The organism is Mucilaginibacter inviolabilis (assembly GCF_011089895.1).
Taxonomy (GTDB): domain Bacteria; phylum Bacteroidota; class Bacteroidia; order Sphingobacteriales; family Sphingobacteriaceae; genus Mucilaginibacter; species Mucilaginibacter inviolabilis.
Genome location: NZ_JAANAT010000001.1, coordinates 3,593,310 through 3,618,756 on the forward strand (window position 1 = coordinate 3,593,310; position 25,447 = coordinate 3,618,756).

20 protein-coding genes are annotated in these 25,447 nt (G+C 40.3%); 1 reads left to right on the forward strand and 19 read right to left on the reverse strand.

What is annotated here, in order from left to right:
• Window position 1 precedes the first annotated feature (1 nt).
• The 8 genes from G7092_RS14825 to G7092_RS14860 all read right to left on the reverse strand — a co-directional run bounded on the left by G7092_RS14825 (window position 2) and on the right by G7092_RS14860 (window position 14,295).
• Window positions 2-907, reverse strand: a complete 906-nt coding sequence (locus tag G7092_RS14825) for a DMT family transporter (protein ID WP_166090557.1) — start codon at window positions 905-907, stop codon at window positions 2-4.
• Between the two features lie 203 nt (window positions 908-1,110).
• Window positions 1,111-2,148 carry a DUF1735 domain-containing protein gene (locus G7092_RS14830; RefSeq protein ID WP_166090559.1) on the reverse strand — a complete coding sequence of 346 codons (1,038 nt, stop codon included), beginning with the start codon at window positions 2,146-2,148 and terminating at the stop codon, window positions 1,111-1,113.
• Window positions 2,149-2,220: 72 nt separating this feature from the next.
• Window positions 2,221-3,909, reverse strand: coding sequence for a RagB/SusD family nutrient uptake outer membrane protein (locus G7092_RS14835; RefSeq protein ID WP_166090560.1), 1,689 nt, complete (start codon window positions 3,907-3,909; stop codon window positions 2,221-2,223).
• Window positions 3,910-3,934: 25 nt separating this feature from the next.
• Window positions 3,935-6,787 carry a SusC/RagA family TonB-linked outer membrane protein gene (locus tag G7092_RS14840; protein WP_166090561.1) on the reverse strand — a complete coding sequence of 951 codons (2,853 nt, stop codon included), beginning with the start codon at window positions 6,785-6,787 and terminating at the stop codon, window positions 3,935-3,937.
• Between the two features lie 32 nt (window positions 6,788-6,819).
• Complete coding sequence (locus G7092_RS14845) at window positions 6,820-8,658, reverse strand: RagB/SusD family nutrient uptake outer membrane protein (protein ID WP_166090562.1); 1,839 nt, start codon at window positions 8,656-8,658, stop codon at window positions 6,820-6,822.
• Window positions 8,659-8,676: 18 nt separating this feature from the next.
• Complete coding sequence (locus G7092_RS14850) at window positions 8,677-12,201, reverse strand: TonB-dependent receptor (RefSeq protein WP_235953830.1); 3,525 nt, start codon at window positions 12,199-12,201, stop codon at window positions 8,677-8,679.
• A gap of 217 nt (window positions 12,202-12,418) precedes the next feature.
• On the reverse strand, window positions 12,419-13,630 hold the full coding sequence (locus G7092_RS14855; RefSeq protein WP_166090564.1) for a FecR family protein: 1,212 nt from the start codon (window positions 13,628-13,630) through the stop codon (window positions 12,419-12,421).
• Window positions 13,631-13,716: 86 nt separating this feature from the next.
• Entirely contained in the window at window positions 13,717-14,295 is a 579-nt protein-coding gene (locus G7092_RS14860) for an RNA polymerase sigma factor (RefSeq protein ID WP_166090565.1), read from the reverse strand.
• 285 nt (window positions 14,296-14,580) lie between these two features.
• Here G7092_RS14860 and G7092_RS14865 point away from each other — a divergent pair, with 285 nt between their 5' ends.
• Window positions 14,581-15,345: a DeoR/GlpR family DNA-binding transcription regulator gene (locus G7092_RS14865; RefSeq protein WP_166090566.1), complete on the forward strand. Its 765-nt coding sequence runs from the start codon at window positions 14,581-14,583 to the stop codon at window positions 15,343-15,345.
• Between the two features lie 7 nt (window positions 15,346-15,352).
• Here the strand turns inward: G7092_RS14865 and G7092_RS14870 are convergent, their stop codons facing one another.
• From G7092_RS14870 to G7092_RS14920, 11 genes are all read right to left on the reverse strand, one after another.
• Entirely contained in the window at window positions 15,353-16,084 is a 732-nt protein-coding gene (locus G7092_RS14870; RefSeq protein ID WP_166090567.1) for an acyl-CoA desaturase, read from the reverse strand.
• A gap of 342 nt (window positions 16,085-16,426) precedes the next feature.
• On the reverse strand, window positions 16,427-16,717 hold the full coding sequence (locus G7092_RS14875) for a hypothetical protein (protein ID WP_166090568.1): 291 nt from the start codon (window positions 16,715-16,717) through the stop codon (window positions 16,427-16,429).
• Between the two features lie 37 nt (window positions 16,718-16,754).
• Complete coding sequence (locus G7092_RS14880) at window positions 16,755-17,042, reverse strand: RNA recognition motif domain-containing protein (RefSeq protein ID WP_166090569.1); 288 nt, start codon at window positions 17,040-17,042, stop codon at window positions 16,755-16,757.
• Window positions 17,043-17,321: 279 nt separating this feature from the next.
• The gene (locus tag G7092_RS14885) at window positions 17,322-17,894 is read right to left on the reverse strand and encodes a hypothetical protein (RefSeq protein WP_166090570.1); all 573 of its coding nucleotides are present in this window, start codon (window positions 17,892-17,894) and stop codon (window positions 17,322-17,324) included.
• A gap of 157 nt (window positions 17,895-18,051) precedes the next feature.
• Window positions 18,052-19,458: an outer membrane beta-barrel protein gene (locus G7092_RS14890; RefSeq protein ID WP_202985275.1), complete on the reverse strand. Its 1,407-nt coding sequence runs from the start codon at window positions 19,456-19,458 to the stop codon at window positions 18,052-18,054.
• A gap of 228 nt (window positions 19,459-19,686) precedes the next feature.
• On the reverse strand, window positions 19,687-21,027 hold the full coding sequence (locus tag G7092_RS14895) for a sigma-54-dependent transcriptional regulator (RefSeq protein WP_166090571.1): 1,341 nt from the start codon (window positions 21,025-21,027) through the stop codon (window positions 19,687-19,689).
• A complete protein-coding gene (locus G7092_RS14900; RefSeq protein WP_317169996.1) occupies window positions 21,002-22,174 on the reverse strand; it encodes a M20 family metallo-hydrolase in 1,173 nt (390 codons plus the stop codon). The genes G7092_RS14895 and G7092_RS14900 overlap by 26 nt, the downstream gene beginning before the upstream one ends.
• Before the next feature lie 12 nt (window positions 22,175-22,186).
• Entirely contained in the window at window positions 22,187-22,732 is a 546-nt protein-coding gene (locus G7092_RS14905) for a GNAT family N-acetyltransferase (protein ID WP_166090572.1), read from the reverse strand.
• Window positions 22,733-22,940: 208 nt separating this feature from the next.
• A complete protein-coding gene (locus tag G7092_RS14910) occupies window positions 22,941-23,123 on the reverse strand; it encodes a hypothetical protein (protein WP_166090573.1) in 183 nt (60 codons plus the stop codon).
• A 189-nt stretch (window positions 23,124-23,312) separates the two neighbouring features.
• Window positions 23,313-24,551: an SAM-dependent methyltransferase gene (locus G7092_RS14915; RefSeq protein ID WP_166090574.1), complete on the reverse strand. Its 1,239-nt coding sequence runs from the start codon at window positions 24,549-24,551 to the stop codon at window positions 23,313-23,315.
• Between the two features lie 68 nt (window positions 24,552-24,619).
• The gene (locus G7092_RS14920) at window positions 24,620-25,444 is read right to left on the reverse strand and encodes a DUF1365 domain-containing protein (protein WP_166090575.1); all 825 of its coding nucleotides are present in this window, start codon (window positions 25,442-25,444) and stop codon (window positions 24,620-24,622) included.
• Window positions 25,445-25,447: the final 3 nt, after the last annotated feature.

Sequence of the window (25,447 nt, forward strand, 5' to 3'; positions counted from 1 at the left end):
TTTAACCAGTCAGCCGGCTTTTCCAGGTACTGAGCATAATTCCGCCTAAAACTAAAACCGCGCCGGCTATCTGTAAAATATTGATATGCTCATTTAAAAAAACAAGAGATATAATCAACCCAACTACAGGATCAAGGTTAGCAAAATTTCCAACCTGTGCCGCGGTTAATAATTGTAGCGATTTGCTATATAGTAAATAACAGATACCCGAGGATACAGCACCGAGATAAAGGATCGCCAGCCATGAATTCAGGTGTATAACCGGCCAGCCAGAATGCCTGTTTTCAAATATAGCCGCGGGTAGTAAACATAGTGAACCAATACATGTACTTAGACTGGTGATCAGCAGTGGATTAAATTGAGCTGCAGTCTTTTTTGACATGATCGTATATGCCGCCCATGAAATTACCGCAATAATCATTAATAGGTTTCCAGTTATACTGTTTCGGGTATCGCTGTTATTATCGCTTGATAAAAACCCAATGAGCATTACACCTAGTAAAGAGGCAATTACCCCAATGATCTGCACAGCAGACAGTTTTTCTTTAAGGAACATTGCGGCAAATAAGGTTATGCAAATCGGAATAAAACCCTGTATCAGAGAACCCACTGATGCAGAAGTCATTTGAGCCGAGATATTAAAAAGGGTATAAAAACAGGTAACGCCAGTTAAACCCATAAAAATGATAGAAAACCAGGGCACACCAATTAAATATTCCCTGATCGGCTTATCCTTGTTGATCAAAAATATAAGCAGTAATGTGATAGCACCTACAGAACAACGACAAAAAGCAAGCGTTAACGGCTGTATATCATTGATGATCATCTTAGTTACAGGGTAACTGCTCCCCCAAACAATCATGACAAATAATATACTGCTTAGGCCTATTAACTTTTTATTTAACATTTTTTGAAGGTACTCTATATTTGAAAATTTGTAAGCAAATAATAAACAATTTATATCTAAACCGAGCATAAGATAGTCTGTTTGGGTATAATAACCTGAAATATAGAACGCAAAAAAGCGCCCCGTATCTCACCCCGGGACGCTTCATAGTACCAATATACTATATCAACTATATCTCAAAAAGAGCTCGTTAATATCATTGGTTAATTAACCCTTCTAAAATCTATATTAGTCAATTTTATACCGCCGGTCCCCAGGTTATCCCCACCTGATTTAATAACCAGCCAAACCGTGCCGGCATTAGGAAATGAAACAACATTACCGCTACCAACACATTTAACAACTGATAGTAAGCCATTAAAAGGTGCGTTTCCACAACCGGTCCAGGTATTTAGTGCCATGCGTATACCACCATCACTATAGTCTTTATTTTGCGTTGGTTGTAACGTACTTAGGTAAACCTCAAACCAAGTATTTGTTGCACCCTGACCCTGTACATTAAAATCTATCTTATACTGTTTGTTGGCTCTTACTTCAAAAGATTGATAAACACCCTGATGCCCGCCGTTACCACCAGATGCCAGTATGCTTCCGTCATCGTTAACCTTAAACGTAACATTGTCATTAGAAGCGATCTTTAAAACTGTCCATTTGGTTTTATCAACCATGTTTGTTTTTGGTGTAACTGCATCTAATAACTGGTCTACATCAAAATAAATAATCACCTTATTCATATCGGTATTGATAGCCTGCTTTGACGAATTGGCTATTTTAATACCTAAAGCCGCAGTTTTTCCGCCATACTTTGCCATAGAAGAAATTTTTACTTTAGGAATGATAACACCCTGCATAATATGATTATTAAGTGCTACAGAATCTTTTGATGGTAAGATATAATCAGCAGGATCAAGTATAACGGTATTGGCAGGTAAGGCACCTGATGTAATTAAACCTGCTATCGCAGTATTATCAATACCTACATCTACAGTTAAGGCATCAAAGTTTGATTCGCCGCCACGATATACTGGGACAGAAAAATTAGCTGTACCAGCTACACTGTCAACAGTTAGTTTTCCGTCAACAAGCGCATTCACAAGTCCGTTTGGCTTTTCTGCCTGTGGTAAATAAACTTTCACCGCTGGATTTGATTTTACACCTTCCAGGTATTCCTGCTTGCAGGAAGCTATGGTCAACACTAAACAGGCAGCCCATTTTAGCATTGATGATACATGAATTTTCATAAAATATTTTTTAAATCCTTATTTATTAAAAAGGGATCATCACATTTTATTTATATGATGATCCGGATATGATTACCAGCCGGGGTTTTGTTTCCAGTTAGTTTTCGCGATTTCGCTCTGCGGAATCGGGAACCAATTCATTTTTTCGTCAAACACCCTTTCTTCAAGTTGTTTAACGGCATAGCTATATGTCCCCCCCGAATTAGTTATCTCGATACGGTTTACCGGCGTTTTAAAATATACCGAGCCTTCTTTCCACCTGCGCACATCCCAGAAACGCTGATCTTCATAACTTAACTCTACATTCCGTTCATGCTCGATAGCCTGCTGATTCAAGGCTGTTAATACGGGCATTTTTACACGCTGCCTTACTTTGTTGATAGCTTGCATGGCTGTCATTCCGTATCCTTGCGGGTCAGCATTGGCACCATAGGCATTGTACATAGCCTCGGCATAATTCAACAGGAGCTCGCCATATCTGAAATAGATCCAGGCGTGATTGGCAGTAGTATTATTCACCAGATCGATAGATTGATTAGTCCATTTTGACATGTAGTATCCTGTTTTAGTGGCATTTTGCTTTGGCAATCCACTATTACCTCCAGTAAATGTTTCGATAGTTGTGGATTTAAAAGTAGACCCATTATACACCACGGTGGCCGCGAAACGGGGATCGCGGTTCTGGTAAGGATTGGCCGCTTGGGTTGGATCGCTCCAACTAAAAGGCACCGAACCGGTTATATTACCTGATCCATCTTTTTGGACTACTTCGAAACTCTCTACAAAGTTTTCAGTTGGTGCAATACTCCTACCCCTGCTATTCTGAAATACAATAGGATAGTTTGCATACTCAACCGTATTTATAGCACCGTAACGACGATAAAAAATAAGCTCGGCTGATGTTGTGCTATTTGCACTGTACAAATTAGTATAATTAGCATCAAGCGAATAAGCGTTCAAGGCCATTACATCATGTGCTGCTGCTGCTGCCTGTGCCCAGGTTACGGTTGAGCCGTTATCTTTAAAAAGCGGACTTGCCCCATATAACAAAGCTTTTGCTTTTAGCGCCTTTATGGCTCCCTGCGTAACACGACCAGCCTCATACCAAGAATAAGGGGTAAGGTTAGCGGGTATAATAGCCGCCGACTTATCGCATAAGGTAACAATGTATTTAAGAGACTCATCAAGAGAGTTTCTTTGCACATTTTTCCAGGTGTTAGCATCGTCATAATCAAACGGCTGATCAAAAATGGGTACCCCTCCATAACGTTTAACCAGCTCGAGGTAGAAAAATGCTTTTAAAAAAAGCACCTCGCCTTCCATGAATTTAACATTATTACGTGCGTTAAAATAGGTGGTTGAGTCTGTTGATGTGATCTTATCTTTAATATAAGAAATATCAACCGCGTTTTTATTTTTCAGATAAAGATTGGCTTGTCTTATCCCTTTAAAATTCCTGGCCCATACATCAGCAGGGTTACTGTACTGGTTCCAGGTACCTGTATTAAAAGTTTGCGACGTATCTAACGGATCGGTGGCTTCCGCGTTATCGGTAGCTGCCTCCATATCCAGATTAGCAAGCCCATCGGGCAGATAACTGTATACATTCCAAACCTGCTGCTGTACATAGGTATAGTTGCTGTAAAGTTTATCAACAGTAACACCAGCCTGTAAAGTTTGCACATCCAGGTAATCGCGTTTACAGGAGTAAAACAGTGTGCTTATTGCCAGCAATGTTATTATATATCGATTTTTTTTCATTTCCTTGTAATTACAATAGTTTATACTACAATTTCACTTTCATTCCAAAACTTACCGTTTTCATTAAAGGATACCCCATCGAAAGGCGTTCGGCCTCCAAACCATCAATTTTATCCCACGTAAACAAATTGGTTCCGTTCACAAATATTCTTACGGCATCAAGTTTCTTTAAAAAGCCTTTTTGAGGTAAAGTATAGCCCAGTTCAACGCTGCGTAATTTCAGGAAATCGCCATTACGCATCCAGAAATCTGAAGCCTGGGTATTATTGGCATTGCTCAAGGTAGAAAGGCGGGGCGAAGTTGCTGTAGCAGCGTTTTCAGGAGTCCAGCTGTTTGCCGAAAATGCGGTGATGTTGTTGCCATTTACAAATGGCTTAATATAATAAGGCGCATCATCAAGCAAACTTACGGTACGGTGCATTACTCCTTGCAGATAGGCATCAAAATCAAAGCCTTTAAATTTGAACCCGAGATTAAAGCCGATAGTAATTTCGGGCAGCTTGGTATAATTTAAGGGTACTTTATCATAATCATTAATGATACCATTGCCATCCTGATCAGCAAATTTCAGATCCCCTGGCTTCACATTGGTATAAGAAGAAGCTGGTATCCCTTTCTTTAAGTTACCATTGGCATCAAAATCAGACTGCTGATAGAAGCCCTTGAAAACCAATCCCCGCATTTGGTCAATAGGGTAACCTTGCGTGTATAAATAGTTATAAGGTTGCGGAGCCTCAGACCGTTTGGTTATCTTATTCCGGGCAAAAGACACCGAGCCACCTACATAATATTCAAAATCATGGTGCTTTTCGTCAAATTTAAGAGAGGCTTCAAGTCCTTTATTATGTACCTCGCCTGTATTGGCATATTGTAAATTAAAACCAGTATAATCAGGCACGCCGGCCGACGGGATCTCGAGAATACCAGTACGTTTTTCTGTAAACACATCAATAGTACCCGAAAACTTTTTCCATAACGTCCAATCAATACCAATATTAAGCGTGGTTTTCTTTTCCCATGCGGCATTAGCATTGGTAAAAGGGCCTTCTGCCAGGCCTCCATGATTGGTATTAGCCGTTCCGGTTATCCACCCGGGTGCACTTACTGCAAATTGCTGATACAGGAATCGGTAGTTTTCGTTGATATTACCTGTGGAGCCATAAGAAGCTCTTAGTTTCAGGAAATTGAAGGCTGCATTATCTTTCAGGAAATCTTCTTTAGATACTATCCAGCCTAAACCTACGGCAGGGAAAAAGCCATACCGGTTACCTGGTGCAAAATCGGCTGACCCGTTGTATGCAGCAGAAAAATCAACAATGTATTTTTGATCGTAATCATAGGTTAAATCACCAGACAAGCCCTGGGTGCGTACCTGATAAACCAAACCATTGTGGCTATAGCCCTGTCTGCGGGCCATGATCATACCGGTAAAAGTATGTTTACCAAAACTACGGTCATAATCAAAACCAACCTGCACAGTAGTCCGGTTCCAAAATGGGCCACCATTATCATTACTTGACTGACTGATAGTGCCTATTGTTTTATAAACAACACTACCGTTTGACATCACGGGCTGGTCATTGGCATCTTTTACAATCTCATAAGAAGGCACCGAGAAAAGTTTCTGATAAACACCAACATATTGATTGCTGAATGCTACCAATCCACGCAGATCCAGACCTTTGGTTATGGCATCCAGCTTTTGAGTAAAGCTAAAGGTAGTTTGCAGGGTTCGGGTATGGGAGCTGTATACTCCATTTTGCTGTAAAAGCTCAACCGGATTAAAACCATATGCCGAATTATTACCCCATGAACCGTTCGGGTTTTTCACCGGGAAGGCAGAAGCCGGCAGATACATCAGCGCATTGAACACATCACCGGCGGCAAAGCCCGACGGAGTATTTCTATCCTCAGTTATACCACTGATGTTGGCCATTACGGATAGATTCTTGTTCAACTGTAATTCCACATTGGCCCGAAGGTTTAGTTTGGTATACTTGGCATTGGTACCAAAATCCTTATCAATAACATCGGCATTCTTGTATAAGCCATCAAAATTGGTATAGTTCATTAATACAAAATACTTAGCCGTAGCATTGCCACCCCGGAAAGAAAAATTGTAATCCTGAATAGTTGATGTTTTTTTAAGAAGCTCGTCATACCAGTTCACGTTTGGATGAAAGGGATCGTTAGCTGCTTTATACAACTCGGGATTAGGATACTTAATAGGTAGTCCATCATTCTTTAATGCCTGATTGTAGCCGGTGGTGTAACCATAGGCATCCATTACCTTGGGCAAGTCAATAGCACTAAGTATCCCATACCTGCCGTTAACGGTTATCTGAGTTTTAGGTACCACAGCGCCTCTTTTAGTTTTAATACTTAATACTCCTGCCCCACCCTGCAATCCGTATACGGCTAATGCAGTGGCATCTTTTAACAGTGTTACCGATTCTATTTCATAGGCAGATAAACCGCTTATAGCTCCCATATCAACCTGCGAACCATCCAGATAAATAAGCACCTGGTTTCCGGCTATATTCCAGCTGCTTTGCCCCCTTACATAAAGTGTAGGGTTATCATAACCGGGTTCGCCAGATCCGGTTACTACTGTTAAACCCGGAATCCGTCCCTGAAGTGTATTTAATAAGTTACCTACCGTCATATGGGTTAAATCTTCACCCGGCAGGGTAAAAACAGCGCCTGTATTTCTCCATGATTTTTCAGTTTTTATTCCACCGTCAATTATACTTTTTGTAACACTATTGTTGGCTTTAGTGGAATCTGCCTGATTAACATTCGTAGTTTGCGCGGTAGCGACAGAAAAACTACAGAACGTAAAAATCCATGCAAAAAGGGTTATATATTCTTTTTTCATTTTTCTCATTAATTGTTAATGTGTATAGCTGATTACCACCCGGGGTTTTGTCCGTCCCAACTCTTATTACCCAGATACCTTAAACTGATCTCTTTACTTGGGAATGGAACGTAGTAGTATTTCGGTGGAAACACTCTGGTAACAAAAGGCACCACCTGCCAGGTTCGCTTTAACTGCCCGTCTGTACCCTTCCTGGCGGTAGTTTGTATACCATGTAAAGTGCCGTTCAATACCGATTTTGCCTTTAACCAACGATTAAGATCATTATATCGATGTCCTTCGTAGGCCAATTCGATAGTACGCTCATTTTGTATGGCATCTCTGAACGAACTGGGGTCAGCAGGATGTTTTTCCGGCATTCCGGCCCGTTTCCTGATCAAATTAAGGTAGTTGGTGGCATCGCCTCCTGGCCCCTGGTATTCATTCAAGGCTTCGGCATAGCTTAAATAAAATTCAGCTAACCTAAATACAGGCCATGCCAGGTGATTGTCGGTCATATTATCAACACGGGCAACAAACTTATATACCTCCGTAGCATAACCATCAACCCCGGCATCACTACTGGCTAAATTGCCATCGGTTGGATAATCGCCTTTTTTATAATAGGCTAAAACACCACGCTGACTACTATAATATTTACCATCATAAGCAATGGTTTGGTAAAACCGCGGATCAAGATTAAGGGCAGTCATATCAACCGGCAGATCGGCACCGGTAGCGGGTAAAGTCCATTTAGTACCGTCCATTTTTTCATATTGCTGGATAAACTCAACGGGCACATTGTTTTTAACTCCCCATTGTGCCAAACGTAGCTTTGACGATAAATACTGCCCCCATACAAAACCACTACCTGCCTGGTTGGCCGTGTTCACCAATATCAGTTCCTGATTGGCAAATACATTCCATACCGATTCATAGTCACCAAGTGTGGCGTAGGTTTCGCCAGTTGTTAAAGGTTTACCTGTATTGAATAATGATACCCCTGCACCTCCCGCATTATCTATTACATCTTTAGCTGCTTTAGCTGCCTTATTCCAACGCTCCTGATCATAGCTGGGATAAGCCAATACCGTGTCGCGGCCATCGCCAAAACGGGCTCCTGATACTTCAGCCTTTAAATTGGCAGGTGTGTTATAAAGCGGACTTGCGGCATACAACAATATCCTGGCCTTTAAAGCCAATGCTGCTAGTTTGGTAACCTTTCCAAAATCGGCAGAGGCACGTGTAGCGGGCAGCATACTTGCCGCCTGGTCGCACCATTTAACAACACTATCCACTACAGATTGCACCGAGCTGCGAGGCACTGCAATCTTTGAATCGCCATCCAATGGTTTGTTTACGATGGGAATACCGCCATAATATCTGAATGCTTCAAAATGCTGCATAGCCCGGCAAAACAGTGCTTGCCCTTTTACATCCGTTTTCCAATTGGCGTCAGCATCGGCAACCTTATTGATATTTTTCAATACCAGGTTGGCCTGCCTTATGCCTTTGTAATGCCAGCCATATCCTGGGCCATTATCCGCGCCAAAACCATAATCACAATTAGCATCAGCGCTCATGTTGCCAGTTATATATGAGCCTGTACCAATGGTATTTGAGGCCCAGTCATAGGCCGGGTGTATAATGTAAAGCTGGTCTGTAATGGCTTCGGGCCGGCAACCATCATAGGTTTGGGGGAAGTACCCTCTTACACACAGGTAATACATTTCTGCAATGGCATACTGTGCCTGGTTCTTGCTGTCAAAAATAGTATCAACGGTTACTGATCCACCTTTGGGTTTTTCCAGAAAGCTTTTTTTACAGCTTGTAGAAGCCAGACCACCTATCAAACCCACAAAAAGCAATATGATTATATTTATTCTTTTCATCACTTAGCTATTAATTGATTAAAAATTAACATTTAAACCCACGTTATAAGTTCGGGTTAGCGGATAGCCGATGTAGCCTAAATTTTCGGGATCACCCCATATTTTATTAGGCGACCAGGTGTACAGATTCAATCCATTCACATAGAAACGAGCGGATTTAATGCCTACCTTTTTCAAAAAGCTTGGCTTAAGCGTGTATCCTATTTCCATATTTTTTAACCGCAGATAAGAGGTACTTTTCAGGAAAAAAGTATTATAAGCAGCCGCCTGATTATAAGCCGCAATAGGAAAATCGATTCTGTCGCCATTGTCGTAACGTTCCTGGGTAAAGCGATTCAGATCCACATCAAAAAGTGATTGTTGTTTATTAAAGTGCAGCTCCTGCATAGCATATTTAGCTACCCCTCCAACACCTTGTAATAAGGCCGAAAAATCGAATCCTTTATAGCTGAAACCGAATGATAAGCCATAACTTAGCTCGGGGATGTTAGTTTTTCCGGTTCGTACATAATCTTTTTCGTTGATGACACCATCGCCATTAACATCAACCAGCCTAACTTCGCCGGGTTGTAAAGGAGCCCCTGCATAACCTAAATCTTTCTGATAAACCGGGTTCCCGGCAGCGTTTACATAAGGTTTCCCGTTTTTATCTAAAGCCCTTACCGGACTTGACAGAATAGGGTTTCCATTACTGTCAACAGCATATAGTTGTGACCAGGATGTGTATAAACCATCGGCTTGCAGGTATGATCCCTGATTGATCGGTCGACCGGTAGCTGCATTATATTCCTGTCCCGGGGCGATAGCCTCATCTTGAAAAATAATCTTGTTCTTGTTGGTTGAGGCATTTCCTTTTACCCACCAGGTAAATTTCCCCGGAGCGCTGTTATAGGTGATCTCCAGCTCATTACCCCAGTTTTTCACCTCACCCAAATTATATGGAGGTAAAGTTGCCTGAACTATACCAGGTACGCTTCCCCTGTATGAAAGAATGTTTTTACGATGCTCGTTAAAGTGATCAAACGTAACGGTAACACGTTCGTTAAACAGATGCGCCTCTAAACCTATGTTTGATTTGGTGGCAACCTCCCAGGTAACATTGGGATTACCCAATACATTCTCCATGGCTCCTTGTACACTGTTACGATCGTTGAGCGTTCCAAAAGTGTAACTATCTCCATATTTCCAAGTATCAGGTAAATACAAGTAGCGGGCAAGCTGCGGGGGATTACTTCCTGGTACATAAATACCATCATTACCGACTTTACCTAAACTTCCCCGAACCTTCAAATAGGTCACGTAATCGGTTTTGGGGAAAAAGGATTCGTTACTGGCAATCCATCCCAATGAATAGGCCGGTAGAAAGCCAAATCGTTTGCCTTCGGGGAAATTTTCAGATCCGTTATAGCCCATGTTATACTCGGCCAGGTAACGATTATCATATGCGTAAGTTACCCTTGCTGCTGCACCTTCATAGGCGTGCGGTAAATCAGGCACATAGGTTGGGTCATACCTTTTTTCGGCATTCGCCAGTATTAAACCTGTAACAGCATGTTTTTTAGCGAAAGTGTGATTGTAATTTATCGCGAACTCACCATATAACTTACGCCATTTTCCGGTGTAATAATCCGTTGACCTCATTGGTGCTACGTCATTGGTTAGCTGCACCAGGATTGGATTTAATTTATCGCCGTTGGGGTTTGCTCTCACGCCATACAGTAAAGGTGTATATTTTCCGTAGGAGCGATCCTGAAAATAGCTGTCGTAAGCACCTCTGGCATTTATTGACAAGCCTTCGGTAATGAAATCAAGTTTGTGCGTTAATTTAATAGAAGAGTTTAAAGTGCTATTGGTATTGATGTTGTAATTGTTGCTGTTGGCTATAGCATATAATGGATTGAGCTGTTCATTCTGGTTGCTAAAAGGCACAACAAATTTGCCGTTGATAATACCAGGAGATCCAAGTGGCGACGACCATAGGATACGTTTTTCCCAGGTATACTCGTCATTATCCATCCCGGTTATGGTCACATACTGTGTAGCTATATCAACCGATACCCTGAAGTTTTTATTGACATCAAAATCAAGATTTGAACGCAAATTGTAGCGTTTTTTCTTGAATTGCATGTCATCTCCAAATGGCATATAATCGGTATTAAATAACCCGCCCTGTTTTAGATAGCCCAGGGACACAAAATATTTTACAGATGGCGTGCCACCGGTAATATTGACATTGTACTGTGTTTGCGGCGTGAACTTATTGAAGATCTGTTTTTTCCAATCCTGATCGGGATGCCCGTATGGATCGTAATAGGGATTGGGCTTACCATTCACGGTAGGCGTATGGGCATTCTGATAATATTTCAGATCCTCCGGAGAATAATAGATGGTGGCTTCTTTTACCCAATTAGCATCTCTTTTCTGAGCAAAATCATTCCAGGTTTTTATATCTGCATCACGGGAATGCTGTATCCAATAATTTTCATAACTCTGTTCATTTAATAATGAGGCATACTGGTAAGAGTTTACAAAATTAGGCATACTGGAAAATTGTGATATGGCTGTCTGGGCGGTACCACTTACCTTTGGAGCCCCCTCCTTACCACGCTTAGTAGTTATTAAAATAACACCATTGGCCCCACGAACACCATATACTGCTGTAGCCGAAGCATCCTTTAATATGCTCACCGTTTCAACCTCGTTAGGGTCAATATCATTATAAGTATCGCGGGCTACACCGTCTACCATGATCAATGGAGCGGTTACGCCCGTATAGGTTCCTATACCACGTACATATAAAGTGGAGTTATCATCACCAGGTTTACCCGAAGTTTGAATAGCTGTTAAACCCGATAAACGCCCGGCTAGCGCGTTGCTCAAATTTGCAGTCGGCGACTGCACCAAATCTTTGGTGCCTATAGAAGTAATGGCCCCGGTAACGGATTCTTTCTTTTGAGTTCCGTAACCCACTACTACAACTTCGTTCAGATCCGTTGGATTATCTTCGAGCGTTATATTGAGCTGGGGTTTACCATTAAGTGGTATTTCGCGTGTTACAAAACCAACAAAGCTGAAAACCAATATGGCATTATCATCGCTAACGTTAATAGTATAATTTCCATTATTGTCGGTCACCACTCCCGTTTTTGTCCCCTTCTCTTTAATAGTTACCCCAGGCAGGGGGAAACCTTTATTATCAGTAACTTTTCCTGAAATCTTTTTCGGGGGCTTTATATTATCGTCCTGACCTGTTTTTTTACTAATTAATATGGTTTTATTTTCAATTACATAAGTGAGTAATTGGTTGTCAAAGCACCTGTCAAGCGCTAATTTTAAAGGGACATTTTTAAGATCAAGGCTTACCGGTTTGGCAAACTTCAAATCATCTGAGTTATATAAAAAATCGTAACCTGTTTGATTTTGTATTTGCTCAAATACTTCTTTCAGATTGCTTTTTTCGGCCTTCAATGTAACCTTCTGCGCGTAAGTTGCTGCTGTTACCTGTAAAAAGGTGGCCGTTAGCAAAATTAGGGTTAGTTTCATGATAAGCACAGGTTTATATAGGCGCCCACGTTGTTTGCCGCAAGTAAATGCAGTAAAATTTTTATACATTTGAATGTCAGTTTATTAATTAAGTGGTTGTATTCGCTGCAATTAATTTCATTATCTGTCATAGCCGGATATGGCTGACACCAGGGGCGGTCCGAAACGCTCCTGGTTTATTTCCAGATAATCATAAGTGAGAAATGGGAATGTAGATTTATTGCATAACTATAATCCTCCTTCCTGTAATTTTAAAGTGTACCTTTCCTATTTTTTCCAGATTATTCAATAATTCTGTAATTCCTTTGGAGCGGTAAAATGTGCCCCCAAAACACTGATTCTCAAAGCTGCCCTGATATTCAACATCTACATCATACCAGCGCGACAACTTTTTCATGATGGTGTTAATATTGTCGTCATTAAATACGAAATACCCATTTTTCCAGGCCATCACCTGATTGATGCTGGCATCAGAAATATTAATTAAATCGGCGTTATTTTTCACTACCGCCTGTTGGCCAGGCTTCAATAAACGCTGTTTACTATTTTTTGTAATCAGAACAGATCCTTCTAACAAAGTAGTGGTAAGCTCTGAGTCATCAGCATAAGCTGCGATATTGAAATGTGTCCCCAAAACTTTCACACACACATTATTTACACACACATAAAAAGGCTTATCCTTATTTTTAGCGACTTCGAAATAGGCTTCACCGGTAAGTTTTACATGCCTTTCGTTACCGGCAAACTCAACCGGGTAGCTTAAGGATGAAGAAGAGTTTAGCCACACATTAGTACCATCTGGAAGTTTTACTTTATACTCACCTCCCCGGGGAGTAGTCAATGTATTATATACAGTATCAGTGTTGGAGATGGTTGGATGATTATCGGTCTCTGTGTTGTAAACCAATCCTTCATTGTGAGCTTTGTTAACTATTGTGCGGCCCGATTTTGTGAGCATCCCATCAGCTGCGCTGTCTAGTAAAATAACTTTTCCATTAGCCAGCGTTAACGTTGCTTTAGCGCTGCCCGGTAAAATTTGGGCAGATTTAACTACAGCCAAATTATCCTGATCCGTTACTTTGTGATATTTGTTAAATAAAAAATAAAAGCTAACAGCGCTAAAAAAAATAAGGAGAGCAGCAACTCTTATCCAACTGCGGTACCATTTATTTACGGGCTTAGCATCCTCAGGCTCTTCGTTTTGACGGATAAACCTGGAATCGGATTTAATGCGCTCTAAAACTTTTTTAGCTTGAAAACGATTAAATTCCGGCCCTTCTTCCAGCGTTAGTAATCGCTCATCTATTGTCTTCGCTATTTCATCCGGGTCGTTATTTCGCAGATAATCAAGCAACTCAATACAATCAGTATCAGTTATGGTATTGTTAAAATACTGTTGCAATAAACGCTCGAGTTTATCCTTGTTCATATATAATGGTTTATAATACCCAGGATGGGCTTGGTATGTAGAGAACACACCAACTGTATGATAGGACTAGTCAGAAATAAAAAAAATTATATCCAGAAAAATAAAACTGCAAAATAGATGAGATCTGAATACTGTAAATGAGATTTTAAGGTTTTGAGCGCCTCAACCATATGGTTTTTTACCGTATTGGGCGATATCTGCAATTGATCGGCTATTTCTTTATGTGATAGATGCTCTACACGACTTAATCTGAATATTAACTGCTGTTGTTTGGGCAATTTATTAATGATCTTTTCTGTAAACTGCTCCAGTTCATTCACCAGCAGATCCTCTTCTGTATCGTTATGTATGGTTGCCACACGGCCGATCAATTTATCGGCGAACTCTCTTGACTGGCAAATTTGCCTTAACGCGTTTAATGATAATCTTTTGGCAATTACATAAATGTACAGCCATATATTTCCTTCGGGGTTCAGTTTCTCCCGGCTCATCCAAAGATTTATAAAACACTCCTGAACAACTTCTTCGCTCTGCTCCCTGTCTTTTAAAAATCTGAATGCCAGTCTGTAAACTTTTTCACAGTACATTTCATAGATAGCATCAAATGCAGACTCTTCGCCTGCAATCAATTGCTGAATTTGATTACTGTTAATAATTTTATGCACTTTACTATTTACGTTTATAATTAATTGGGACATAAATATAGACAGGAATTTTTGATATTACCATCCACTTTTCTATTTATATACCACTACATTAACACTACCAGAAAAAAATATTAAGAACAGTAAGCTAATAATAAGTTAAAGTTGATGTAATATACAAGAGCTGTAAATCATCACCGGTCATACGGTCTTACTTCTTTTCACTGTAGAAGTTAATAGTGTACTTTATTAAGTAATTGATAGGCATAATTTGTAATTTGGCCATATAAATTTGATTGATGATTTATGATCAATTTAACAGAGCGACACCAGTATATTATCAATAAAATGCAAAAAGAAGGCTATGTTGAAGTAGTTGACTTATGCAAAGAGTTAAAAGTTTCGTCCGTAACTATCAGGAAGGATCTGAAATATCTGGAAGAAAAAAACTTGCTTTTTCGTACGCATGGGGGTGCAACACAAAGTAATCCTTACACTACAGACCGACCTGTAAATGAAAAAGAAAAAATAAAATCGAACGAGAAGATGCGCATCGGGGCTGCCGCTGCCGGCCTAATAGGCGTTAATGATTCCATTATTCTGGCCTCTGGGACAACCATACAGGCCTTTGCAAAAAGCATACAAGCCAAGGAAGCTCTTACGGTTATTACTTCGTCATTAAATGTGGCTATTGAATTAATCCATACCCCTGGGGTTGAGGTATTGCAACTGGGGGGAATGATCAGAAAAAGCTCTTCATCGGTGATGGGAGCTTATGCAGAAAATATTCTGAAAGATTTCTTTTGCAGCATGCTGTTTTTAGGAGTGGATGGTATTGATATTGAATATGGACTAACCACCACCAATGCCATGGAGGCTCATCTGAATAAACAAATGATGGCCATTTCCAACAAAACTATTGTACTGGCCGATTCGACCAAATTCGGGAAACGCGGATTTGGTAAAATATGCAATATTGATGAAATAGATCAGATCATTACCGATGATCAGATATCTGATCACGTAGTAAACACACTGGAAAGCGCTGGCGTTACCGTTACCATTGCTTAATGACAGCTTAAAAAGCCTTACGCAATTTGATGATCCGCATCCAATGCATCAGTTTCATCACGGGGTAAACCGGATCTATCTCAAACCATTTTTTGCCAAAATTAGCGCTGTTTGGATGCCTGTGATGATTGTTTTGAAATAGCTCTCCCAACATCAGGAAATCAAATGGGGTGGTATTTTTTGACTGATCGTTATTATCAAAATTAGTATAACCATATTTATGCCCGCACCAGTTCACAATAGCCCCGTGAACAGGCCCCATCATAAAATGTATGGGTAAAAGCAGAAACATCCACCAATGACTGGCATAAACAAGATAAAAACAGGTATATGCAGCTCCAAATAGTAGCCTGGAGAGTATAGAAGAACCTATCCTGTCAATTAACGGCCATTCGGGATAATTGCCCGAAAACCTGGCTTCGGGTTCTGTAGTTCTTTTTAAATGATCCCTGAATGTTATAATAGTAGCCTTCATCATTTGAAAAATATCCGTAAAGAAATGAGGGGAATGTGGATCTTTCTCGGTATCACTGTAAGCATGGTGCTCGCGGTGCATGATGGCATAAGCCCTTGGGTTTAAAAATGAGGCTCCCTCAAAAAAATAAGCCATTAAATAAAATACCCGTTCGGCAGTTTTACTGGTAGTAAACATGCGATGGGACGCATAGCGGTGTTGAAAAAAGGTTTGGAAAAACAAGGACAAAAACCAATGTGCAATAAAAAAAATGAGGATCGTCATAAAATAAACTAATGTGAATTAATCACCGTCAGTTCATCGGCTTTAATGACGAACGCATGGCTTAATGATCGGAAAAGCCAGAGAAGGATAATATGAATTATTCTTTGAGTTCGACGACGAGTATGCTATGTAGCGGAGTGCTGCAAGTTAATACCTTTTCATGATCATTATTACAATAAATGATTTCTAAATTGTTATTATTTCGTTTTAAAATTATTCCCTTATGGCAGTTTTGCAGGCGAGGGCTATACGGGCAATTTCATCCTAGCATTTAAAGGTAACACCCCGGTTGTTTCGGCGTAAAGTCCGTCAAAATTCCATTTTAAACCAATCAGAAATATCTCAGACAGATTTCCATATCTTGAATACGTTTTCGTACCGGGAATCAGTATCACGTATAACAACCGATAAGTGATCCTGGCGTACTGGAAAATGCTGATCGATAGCACCATATATTTTTTGCAGGAGATTACCCAGCTTTTGTTCAAAATCAGCTTTACTGATACTGATCAGTACCTGGTTACCCAAAGCAGCCACAATCCCTTGTTCTCCAATCTCGCTTTTTAGCAAATGGATCACGTTAACCGTTAAGGTTCTGGCAGCAATTTCTGCCATTGTTATCATTTCGTTCATTATAATACCCCAATTAAAATGGTAAAAGCGTACTTGTTTATCTTAATGAGATACGTGGGCGTTTATGTACGTGGATTTCTTCAGGTTGCTGATCGGCTAGTTTAACCACAATGTCCCGATCACCAATGGTACTGCCGTCAAGTTCTTTGATCGCCTGCAATCCTTGCTGATTATCCTGCATCTCAACAAAACCAAAGCCTTTACTTTTACCTGTTTTGGGTTCTGTTATAATTTTAACTGCAATAACGGCACCAAATAATTCAAACAATTGCCTGATACCTACACCACCTACATAGAATGGAATATTGGCTACAAAAATTTTCATAGTTCCTGATTTTTAATGATAAACACTTATTAACCTTCAGTTAATAAATAACGATTCGGATTTATGAAAAGTTTAAGATATTTATAAAAATTACTGATTATGATTTATTGATGACAACAATTATAAACCAGGCAGTTCAGAAAACAGCGCTAACCTTCTGAAAACAAGGCACGAACAGCAAATTACAACATAATCACAAAATTAAAAAGCCCGGCTTTGTACCGAGCTTTTTACATTATGGACGCGTTAATAGTTAATTAGAGAATAATTTATTGGGCATTAAGCGTGTTTAAAGTACAGATATTTGATCTCGTACTGGCGACTCACCTTATCAAATGCCACGAGATCAGCATCACTCCGGAAATGATTTCGAATACCGTAACGAAACTCGGTACGGGCCGGAAAGCTTTTATCCATATTTTCTATAGTTAAACTTAAAACTGGGTTTGCTGTGCTGACGCTATAAAAGTAACGTTCAACAGGCGCATATCCTTTGCCTTGCTGGGCCAGCTGCTGACGACTGTAAAGCATAAAACCGGCGGTATCCAGTATTTTATAAGTTGCGTTATCATAAAGCCTGAAATCCTGGTTATTTTGACGGTATCCAAATATTTCACTTTTAGATAACTTCATTTTTTTACCCTGGTAAACCAGTGTTACATACTTTCCGTTTAAAAATCCGTTCAATTGGAGTTTATCGTTTTTATCCAGGGCATAACTTAATTTCCCCGATTTGTAATCCTGCTCGTTAAGATATATACCATTGACGTTTTTTGTACTTTGTGCTTGTGATCGTACACCTTGTATACAGATCACCATCACTACGATGAGCACCTTGATTGATGTTTTCATTTTTTATATTATTTAATGATGCCATACTATAAACTAATAGTATTTCTTTAAAAAGCCGGGCTGCCCCCCCGGCTCCTACCTTACTAAACTTACCCGACACTTGAGCGTAAGTTATTGCAGATTTTGTAATATTTTAGCCAAAAGCTAATTAAAGCAATTAAAACCTTACTAATAATGCACCTATAAACCTTGTTTCGGATGGTACCAGATCGGGTGTAAAATCTGTTGGTACCGGGGTGGTATTATATCCATCAGGAGAAGTTACGCCACCGTGGCCGGCAAAATAAGGTACACTGGCGTGGCGATGTACAACCTCCAGGCGAAAGGTCAGATAATCATTCGGCATCAGGTCAATCGTGGTTGAATAGTCATAACCATGAAACTGGTCGCCGGGGTTAGCTGTAAACGGATGCGAACCAACTGCTCCTGTATTAATAGCAGGTATAGGATTGGCATCTCCTGTTGGATATAACACCAGGTAACGACCCGGGTTATTGATCACACCACCGCCAATTGTCCAGCCTAAATGACCTTTGGCCATTACCATACGATGATAGATCATACCACTGGCAAAATATTGAGCCGGCCCTTTGACAGGATCTGCGTGGAAACCATTTACGCCATCACCTTTTTCAAAACCGATGTCGCCGGTGATAGAGAATGCAGCGCTGTTAACAAAGCTGCCTTTATCCTGACTTTTAAAATAACGTACCTCGATGCTATTATCTGAGTGAAAACGTTTTCTCCCTGGTTTATCCTGAGTATCGGCACCATAATAAGTATTGGTTAATGCCTGAAACCATTCTACTGGGCGCCATAAAATCTGGCCGCCTACACCTGGCTGGCTATTGAACATACCATATGATTGCCAGCCGTTTATCAGCCATGGCTCGATTTTCAGCTTATCGCTTACAAATATCTGTACCCGGATACCGTTAAAAAACCAAGGCGTATTATCAGATGTAAATGATGGCTGATAGGCCCAGTTTTCGGCATTATAATAAGAAAATAAACCTACGTATGACATGAATATACCTGCATCAACGTTAATGCCATGTAGCACATTAAAATGATAACCAGCATTGGCTTCACTTAAATAACGATAGGCGGTGCCCAAATCATACTGTCCACGGGTAACACTTAAGTCGTTACGCGGTACTACCGTGGCACGTGTACCAAACTGGGTAAGCACGCTGGCACGAACATTATCATAGTGAAAATCGCCACCGAAGGCAACGGTTGAAATTTCAAACTCATGATCACGGGCCAACGCGGTTGAACCCACTACAGTATGATCGATAGGATTATGATTTGAAGCGGTATAGTTAAAATCAAGCAGGAAACGGCCGGTAAAGTATTTGGTGTCTAACAGGGCTTTATGCCTCCGATCGTTACCGTTAAGCCAGGTGAAGTCGCCAAAAGCAAATGGTTCAGCAGGTGCAGCTTTGGTTTTTACAGTATCCTTAACCATGGTACTATCCTTTTTCAAGGTAGTTGCATGATCCTGGGAATAGGCAGCAGTTAATGTAATGCCTAAAACAAGTGACAATAGAAATCTTTTCATTTTAAATATGGATATTATTTGTTTTTTGTGGCGCGGTAAAGTTTTATTTTGTTGCCTGCCGCAACCACGTTTGTACTATTTGATACTTAGTAGCCAATAGGTATACCAGACTGGCACACCCGGTATATATTAATTGATTATCAGCAACTTATTATAAATTTTACTTTTCTGACGCTGCTTATCAAAAGAAAACCGTCTCACTTTATTAAGACGGTTTTCTCATTTTGATCAGTTCATGAGTATTTGGTATTCCTCAATTTTGCGGTAGAGTGTTGCCAGGCCAATACCGAGTATCCTGGCGGCCTCGGTTTTATTGCCCTTGGTGTATTTTAATATACGCCTGATGTGGTGTCTCTCCACGCTGTGCAGATCAAGCGCAACCAGGTCATAATAGCCACCATTATGAAATTCATAAGGTAACAGCTTTGGGGTAAGTAGTGGCTCATCCATTAGGATAATTACCCTTTCTATCACATTTTTTAGCTCCCGGATATTCCCGTTCCACTTGTGTTGGTTCAACAGCTTCAAAAAGGTTGCATCTACATCAGGTATTTTCTTTTTAACCTTAGCAGAGTAAACTTTTATAAAATGCCGGGCCAATACCTCTATATCCCCTATCCGTTCACGTAATGGAGGTAATACAATGGAAAATCCGGACAAACGGTAAAACAAATCAAGCCTAAAATGTCCTTCTTCTGATTCTTTTTGCAGGTCGCGGTTAGTAGCGGCAATCAAGCGTACATTTATTTTGGTGGTTTTTGTTTCGCCAATTTTAATAAAAGTACCATTTTCCAATACGCGCAGTAATTTAGCTTGCAAGTCATGACTCATTTCTCCTAATTCATCTAAAAAAATAGTTCCACCACTGGCTTCTTCAAATAAGCCTTTTTTATCTTTAACAGCCCCGGTAAACGCCCCGGCCTTATAGCCAAACAACTCGCTTTCCAACAATTCTTTACTAAATGCGCTGCAGTTAACCGCCACAAAGGGTTTATCTTTTCTTAGACTCTCATAATGTATGGCTTCGGCAAACACCTCTTTGCCTGTACCCGTTTCACCTAACAGTAAAACAGTAGCATCCGTTCTCGCTACCTTTCTTGCCAATTCAACGGCCTCTAAAATAGCGGGGGATCTTCCTAAAACTATAGGGAATCCATGCTGTGCTTCTACCTGATCCTGTAGTTCACTCACCTGGTATTGTAAGTTTGCCTTTTGTATAGCTTTACTCACCATAGGTATGATCTTATCATTATCATCACCTTTGGTGAGATAATCAAAGGCTCCGTTCTTGATGGCTAAAACCCCATCACTGATAGTACCAAAGGCAGTAAGATTGATCACCTCGATATAAGGTTTGATTTGTTTGATCTTGCTTACCAGGTCTACCCCATTGGCGTCGGGTAATTTTACATCACTCAAAACAACCATAATATCCTCACGCTCAACTATACGTATGCCTGCTTTGGCATTAGATGCCTGTACTACATGATACCCTTCCAGGCTTAGTATACGGGCCAGTAATTCGCTGAGCTTAACCTCGTCATCAATTATTAATATGTTTGATTTCATTTCTGTACTTATTTGGATTGTTGATCAACATCAGCGGCAGGGTTTCCAATAACCGCACATAGGTGTTGATCCCTTTTTTGATCTCTTCGAGATAGATAAACTCATCCGAAGAATGAGATCTGGCCGAATCGCCCGGGCCTATTTTTACTGATGGAATGGTTAACCATGCCTGATCTGAAGTGGTTGGTGAACTGTAGGTTTTACATCCTATGGCTATGCCTGCCTTCACAATGGGATGATCAATGGGAACCGAAGATGCCCCTAATGATCCCGGGCGGACCGTGATTTGGCATGATACATTCTTTTTGATGGTATCCAGGATCTCCTGCTGGGTGTAGGTATCATCATTACGGATATCAACAGTAAACTCACATAAAGCTGGAACAATATTATGTTGCAGGCCCGATTTGATGATGGTAATGGTCATTTTTACAGGTGATAGCCCGCTCAACTGCTGCGGAAACTGATAATTCCTGAACCAGTCCAGATCCTTCAGACATTTGTGAATGGCGTTATCTCCTTCTTCCCTGGCAGCATGGCCTGAACGGCCGTTGCTTATGCAGTCGATCACCAGGTTCCCTTTTTCGGCAACTGCCATTTGTAATAAGGTAGGTTCGCCTACTATGGCTAATTCCAGTTTACCCAGCAAGGGTAGAATGGATTTAATTCCATTTTGACCGGAGTTTTCCTCCTCGGCAGTTGCTGCCAGGCACAGGTTAAACCCAAGGCCCTGATAACAATAAAAATGCAGAAAGGTAGCTATAAGTGATACCAGGCAACCCCCAGCATCATTGCTGCCCAGCCCATATAATTTCCCCAAGGCTATTTCGGGACAAAAGGGGTCATTCGTATAACCTTCATTAGGCTTAACGGTATCCAAATGAGAATTGAGTAAAATGGTGGGTTTAGTACTGTCGTAATATTTATTATAGCACCAAAGGTTATTCCCTTTTCTTTTTACTTTGATAGAGTAACCAGCCAGATACCGCTGCACAATATCCGCCACGGCCCCTTCGTTGCCACTAAATGAAGGGGTTTTAATCAATTGTTGCAGCAAACTTACCGACTCACTAAAAAGCTGTGCGTTCATAGGCAGGCCTGTCCATAACGGAGAAACATCCGCCCGCTCATTCAAATCTTTTATCATAACCATAAATAATTAGTTTAACTGTGGATCAAATAACATGGCGGTGCACAAACAATTGCACCTGTTTTTATTTTGCAATACATCGTAGTTAACACAGCTTTTACAGCTGTCCCAAAATCTGGCTTCCTGTGCAACCTCACTATAGGTTACGGGTTCAAAACCGAGCTTGGTATTCATTTTCATAATGGCTAAACCCGAGGTGATACTGAACACCTTTGCAGATGGGTACTTAGTTCGGGATAATTCAAATATTTGTGTTTTAATTTGGGAAGCTACACCCTGGTTACGGTGTTTAGGAGATACGATAAGACCACTATTGGAAACAAATTTTTCATTGTCCCAGGTTTCAATGTAGGAGAAACCAACCCATTCGCCGTTTTCGGTGATGGCAACTATCGCTTTGCCTTCATCAATTTTTTCTATTATAGCGGCTGCAGATCTTTTGGATATTCCCGAGCCCCTGGCTATTGCGGAACTTTCCATTTCATGGATAATCTGGTCGGCAAAAACCACGTCAGACGGAATAGCTGACCTTATAATAATTCGTTCATCTTCCATTTATTTTTTTAGTTTATTTCAGTTACAAGCATGGATTGTTTTTATAACTGTATATACTCCATTGCCAAAAGAATGCCCATTTCACTGGTCGACGCATATTTATGTGTTTAGTCCATTTAAATGCAGATTTTATTTTTCAACCCTGTGCCAAGGCATAAAAAAAACCTATCAAAATGAAAGGCTTTTTTTCAATTTAAGCAATATTGGGTTATTGTACGGAGTGGGGTTGCATCGGATTATCGATGTAATGTTCAAGATATCCTTCTTCGTTTACTGCAAATTTGCTTAATCCAGTCGCAATTGCTGTTTTTTTTCTTTTAGGGCTAGCTAACGGAATAATAATAACCGCTAATAAAGCTACTATTCTAAGTATGATATAAATTGGTGCCATGATATAATATTAAATCAGGACGCTTAAACCAATAAAATGCCATAAAGCACTTATTACTGTTAAATTGGTCTAAAACAAGCATTAAATCAATAAAATGGGCCGATTTATAAAAGCAGGCAAAAACTTTCCTATCATTTTGAGACTAGCATATTATCAAAATGATAGAAAATAGCCTTACACTGGAGTAACTTAATAGCTAATATTATTTGGCCGGGAGTATACCAGGTGCATTACGTTAATGTTACGCATGGTAAAGGCAGCTTCGCAGTAGCAGAAATAGTAATTCCATTTGCGGATAAAGGTATCATCAAAACCAAGCATTTTAATTTTCGAAAGGTTGTTGTTGAACTGATCATGCCATAGCCTTAAAGTTTTGGCATAATCAATACCTAAGTCTTTAATGTCTATCAGGGTCATATCGCCTGTACGATTCACAGAGCCATTGATAGCCGCCACCGATGGCAGCAATGAACCCGGGAAAATATGTTTTTGTATCCAATCGACACCCTTACGCAGGCTATCGTACCTGGAATCGGGCGAGGTAATTACCTGTATAGCCAGTATCCCACTTTTCTTGAGCAGTTCGTGACATTTTTTGAAATAACCATCCAGGAATTTGTGGCCAACGGCTTCCAGCATTTCTACCGATACAATCTTGTCAAACTGACCTTCCATCAGCCGGTAATCCTGCAATAAAATTTTAACTCTATCACTTAAACCCGCGGCTTCAACACGTTCAACTGCCAGTTTATGCTGTTCTTCGGATATGGTTAAAGAAGTGACTTTACAACCGTAAGTTTGGGCCATATATATGGCATTACCACCCCAACCACTACCTATCTCTAACACATGGTCATGCGGTTTTAAATGCAGCTGACGGCACAAACGCTCATATTTTGCCAATTGAGCCTCCTGTAAACTCAGTCCATCACGATAAAAATAAGCACTGGAATAGGTCATGGTAGGATCCAGGAAACTGGCAAAAAAGTCATTATTCAAATCGTAATGCTCTGCTATGTTTTTCCGTGATCCGCTAACCGTGTTGGCTCTTTTAGAATGATATAGCTTATTGAACCATTTAAACAGATTAAGGGCTATGGTTTTTGTTCGGCTGCCAGATACGCCAGGGGCATTTTCAATGTTTAGGAGCACCCATTTAATAACGTTGGTAATATTATCAGTATCCCAAAGTCCATCAGTATAGGCCTCTCCAAAGCCAATATCTCCATATAATATAATCCGTTTGTAGAAAGCTTCGTCGTTTATAGTTATGCTTGCTGTAATATTACCCTCGCCTGTACCCATCGTTAATATCTCTCCGCATGGCAAAGTCAGATAAAGGGTTCCTTTATCCATCTTGTACAAAAGCTTTAAAACAATGTCCTGGTAAATACCGGTACGTCCGGCAATGGCGAGTGTATTATCCATTAGTAAGTATATGCTGTAGTGTTTATGTTTAAAGCATATACGGATTATATATTATAAACAGTTTTTGATCAGGATACATATTTTGATGGATAGGGACGGTATACCTCTTTTTGAAGCTGCAGATTATCGCCCTTACGATGAAAGGGCAGTTTTTTGAACCACAATTTTAAAGCCTGCCAATGGATCAACGTGATTACCTGGAGTGTAATAAGCGGGAAACTCAAAAAATAAAGCAGCAAATTAGCATCTGTTAAAGGTTTACGGCTACCACTAAGGGTGCTGATAAAAAACCGCTTGCCTTCACGGTCATAATCATCAATTTTCACTTGTAATTTTTCGCCGGGTATTTGCAGATCAAAATCAAAATTGGTATCCATATCGATGAATGGCGATACGTAGAAATATTTTTCGGTATTGAGCTTAAAACTGCTGGCCTGCTGTGTTTCGGCACCTAAAAAATAAGGCTTCATTTCCCGAAAGGTATTACAAACCTCTACAACCGAGCAAACGGGCCGGTCATCATCATCAAAACAAAAATAAAAAGACACCGGATTAAACTGGTAACCTAAGGTACACAGGTTGGTTAACACCATGATCCGCTTAGGCGCCATAACAATACCCTGTGTCTGCAGATAGTTATTGATATGCTCCCTGGTATTTTTGGAGATATCCGGCTTTTCGCGCGGTAATTGCAAATGATCTTTATCTCTGAAGTTGAATAGATTGAAGCGGTTGCGGCTCATCAGTTTCAACCGTTTATTTAATCCATCTATTTCATCCAGATCGAGGTAAAACATAAATATATGGTAATGGAAGCGGTGTACTTTTGGGGCCATGCGATGGTGCATCACCTTTGCCTTATATAAACAGGAGTTAATTGCGCCGCTTGCCATAAT

Coding starts and splice junctions, on each gene's coding strand:
- G7092_RS14890 (WP_202985275.1), bottom strand. CDS start 19,458: ATGAAAAGATTTCTATTGTCACTTGTTTTAGGCATTACATTAACTGCT.
- G7092_RS14855 (WP_166090564.1), bottom strand. CDS start 13,630: ATGAACAAGGATAAACTCGAGCGTTTATTGCAACAGTATTTTAACAAT.
- G7092_RS14840 (WP_166090561.1), bottom strand. CDS start 6,787: ATGAAAAAAGAATATATAACCCTTTTTGCATGGATTTTTACGTTCTGT.
- G7092_RS14850 (WP_235953830.1), bottom strand. CDS start 12,201: ATGAAACTAACCCTAATTTTGCTAACGGCCACCTTTTTACAGGTAACA.
- G7092_RS14830 (WP_166090559.1), bottom strand. CDS start 2,148: ATGAAAATTCATGTATCATCAATGCTAAAATGGGCTGCCTGTTTAGTG.
- G7092_RS14900 (WP_317169996.1), bottom strand. CDS start 22,174: ATGATAAAAGATTTGAATGAGCGGGCGGATGTTTCTCCGTTATGGACA.
- G7092_RS14880 (WP_166090569.1), bottom strand. CDS start 17,042: ATGAAAATTTTTGTAGCCAATATTCCATTCTATGTAGGTGGTGTAGGT.
- G7092_RS14865 (WP_166090566.1), top strand. CDS start 14,581: ATGATCAATTTAACAGAGCGACACCAGTATATTATCAATAAAATGCAA.
- G7092_RS14920 (WP_166090575.1), bottom strand. CDS start 25,444: ATGGCAAGCGGCGCAATTAACTCCTGTTTATATAAGGCAAAGGTGATG.
- G7092_RS14845 (WP_166090562.1), bottom strand. CDS start 8,658: ATGAAAAGAATAAATATAATCATATTGCTTTTTGTGGGTTTGATAGGT.
- G7092_RS14905 (WP_166090572.1), bottom strand. CDS start 22,732: ATGGAAGATGAACGAATTATTATAAGGTCAGCTATTCCGTCTGACGTG.
- G7092_RS14895 (WP_166090571.1), bottom strand. CDS start 21,027: ATGAAATCAAACATATTAATAATTGATGACGAGGTTAAGCTCAGCGAA.
- G7092_RS14885 (WP_166090570.1), bottom strand. CDS start 17,894: ATGAAAACATCAATCAAGGTGCTCATCGTAGTGATGGTGATCTGTATA.
- G7092_RS14835 (WP_166090560.1), bottom strand. CDS start 3,909: ATGAAAAAAAATCGATATATAATAACATTGCTGGCAATAAGCACACTG.
- G7092_RS14915 (WP_166090574.1), bottom strand. CDS start 24,551: ATGGATAATACACTCGCCATTGCCGGACGTACCGGTATTTACCAGGAC.
- G7092_RS14825 (WP_166090557.1), bottom strand. CDS start 907: ATGTTAAATAAAAAGTTAATAGGCCTAAGCAGTATATTATTTGTCATG.
- G7092_RS14875 (WP_166090568.1), bottom strand. CDS start 16,717: ATGAACGAAATGATAACAATGGCAGAAATTGCTGCCAGAACCTTAACG.
- G7092_RS14870 (WP_166090567.1), bottom strand. CDS start 16,084: ATGACGATCCTCATTTTTTTTATTGCACATTGGTTTTTGTCCTTGTTT.
- G7092_RS14910 (WP_166090573.1), bottom strand. CDS start 23,123: ATGGCACCAATTTATATCATACTTAGAATAGTAGCTTTATTAGCGGTT.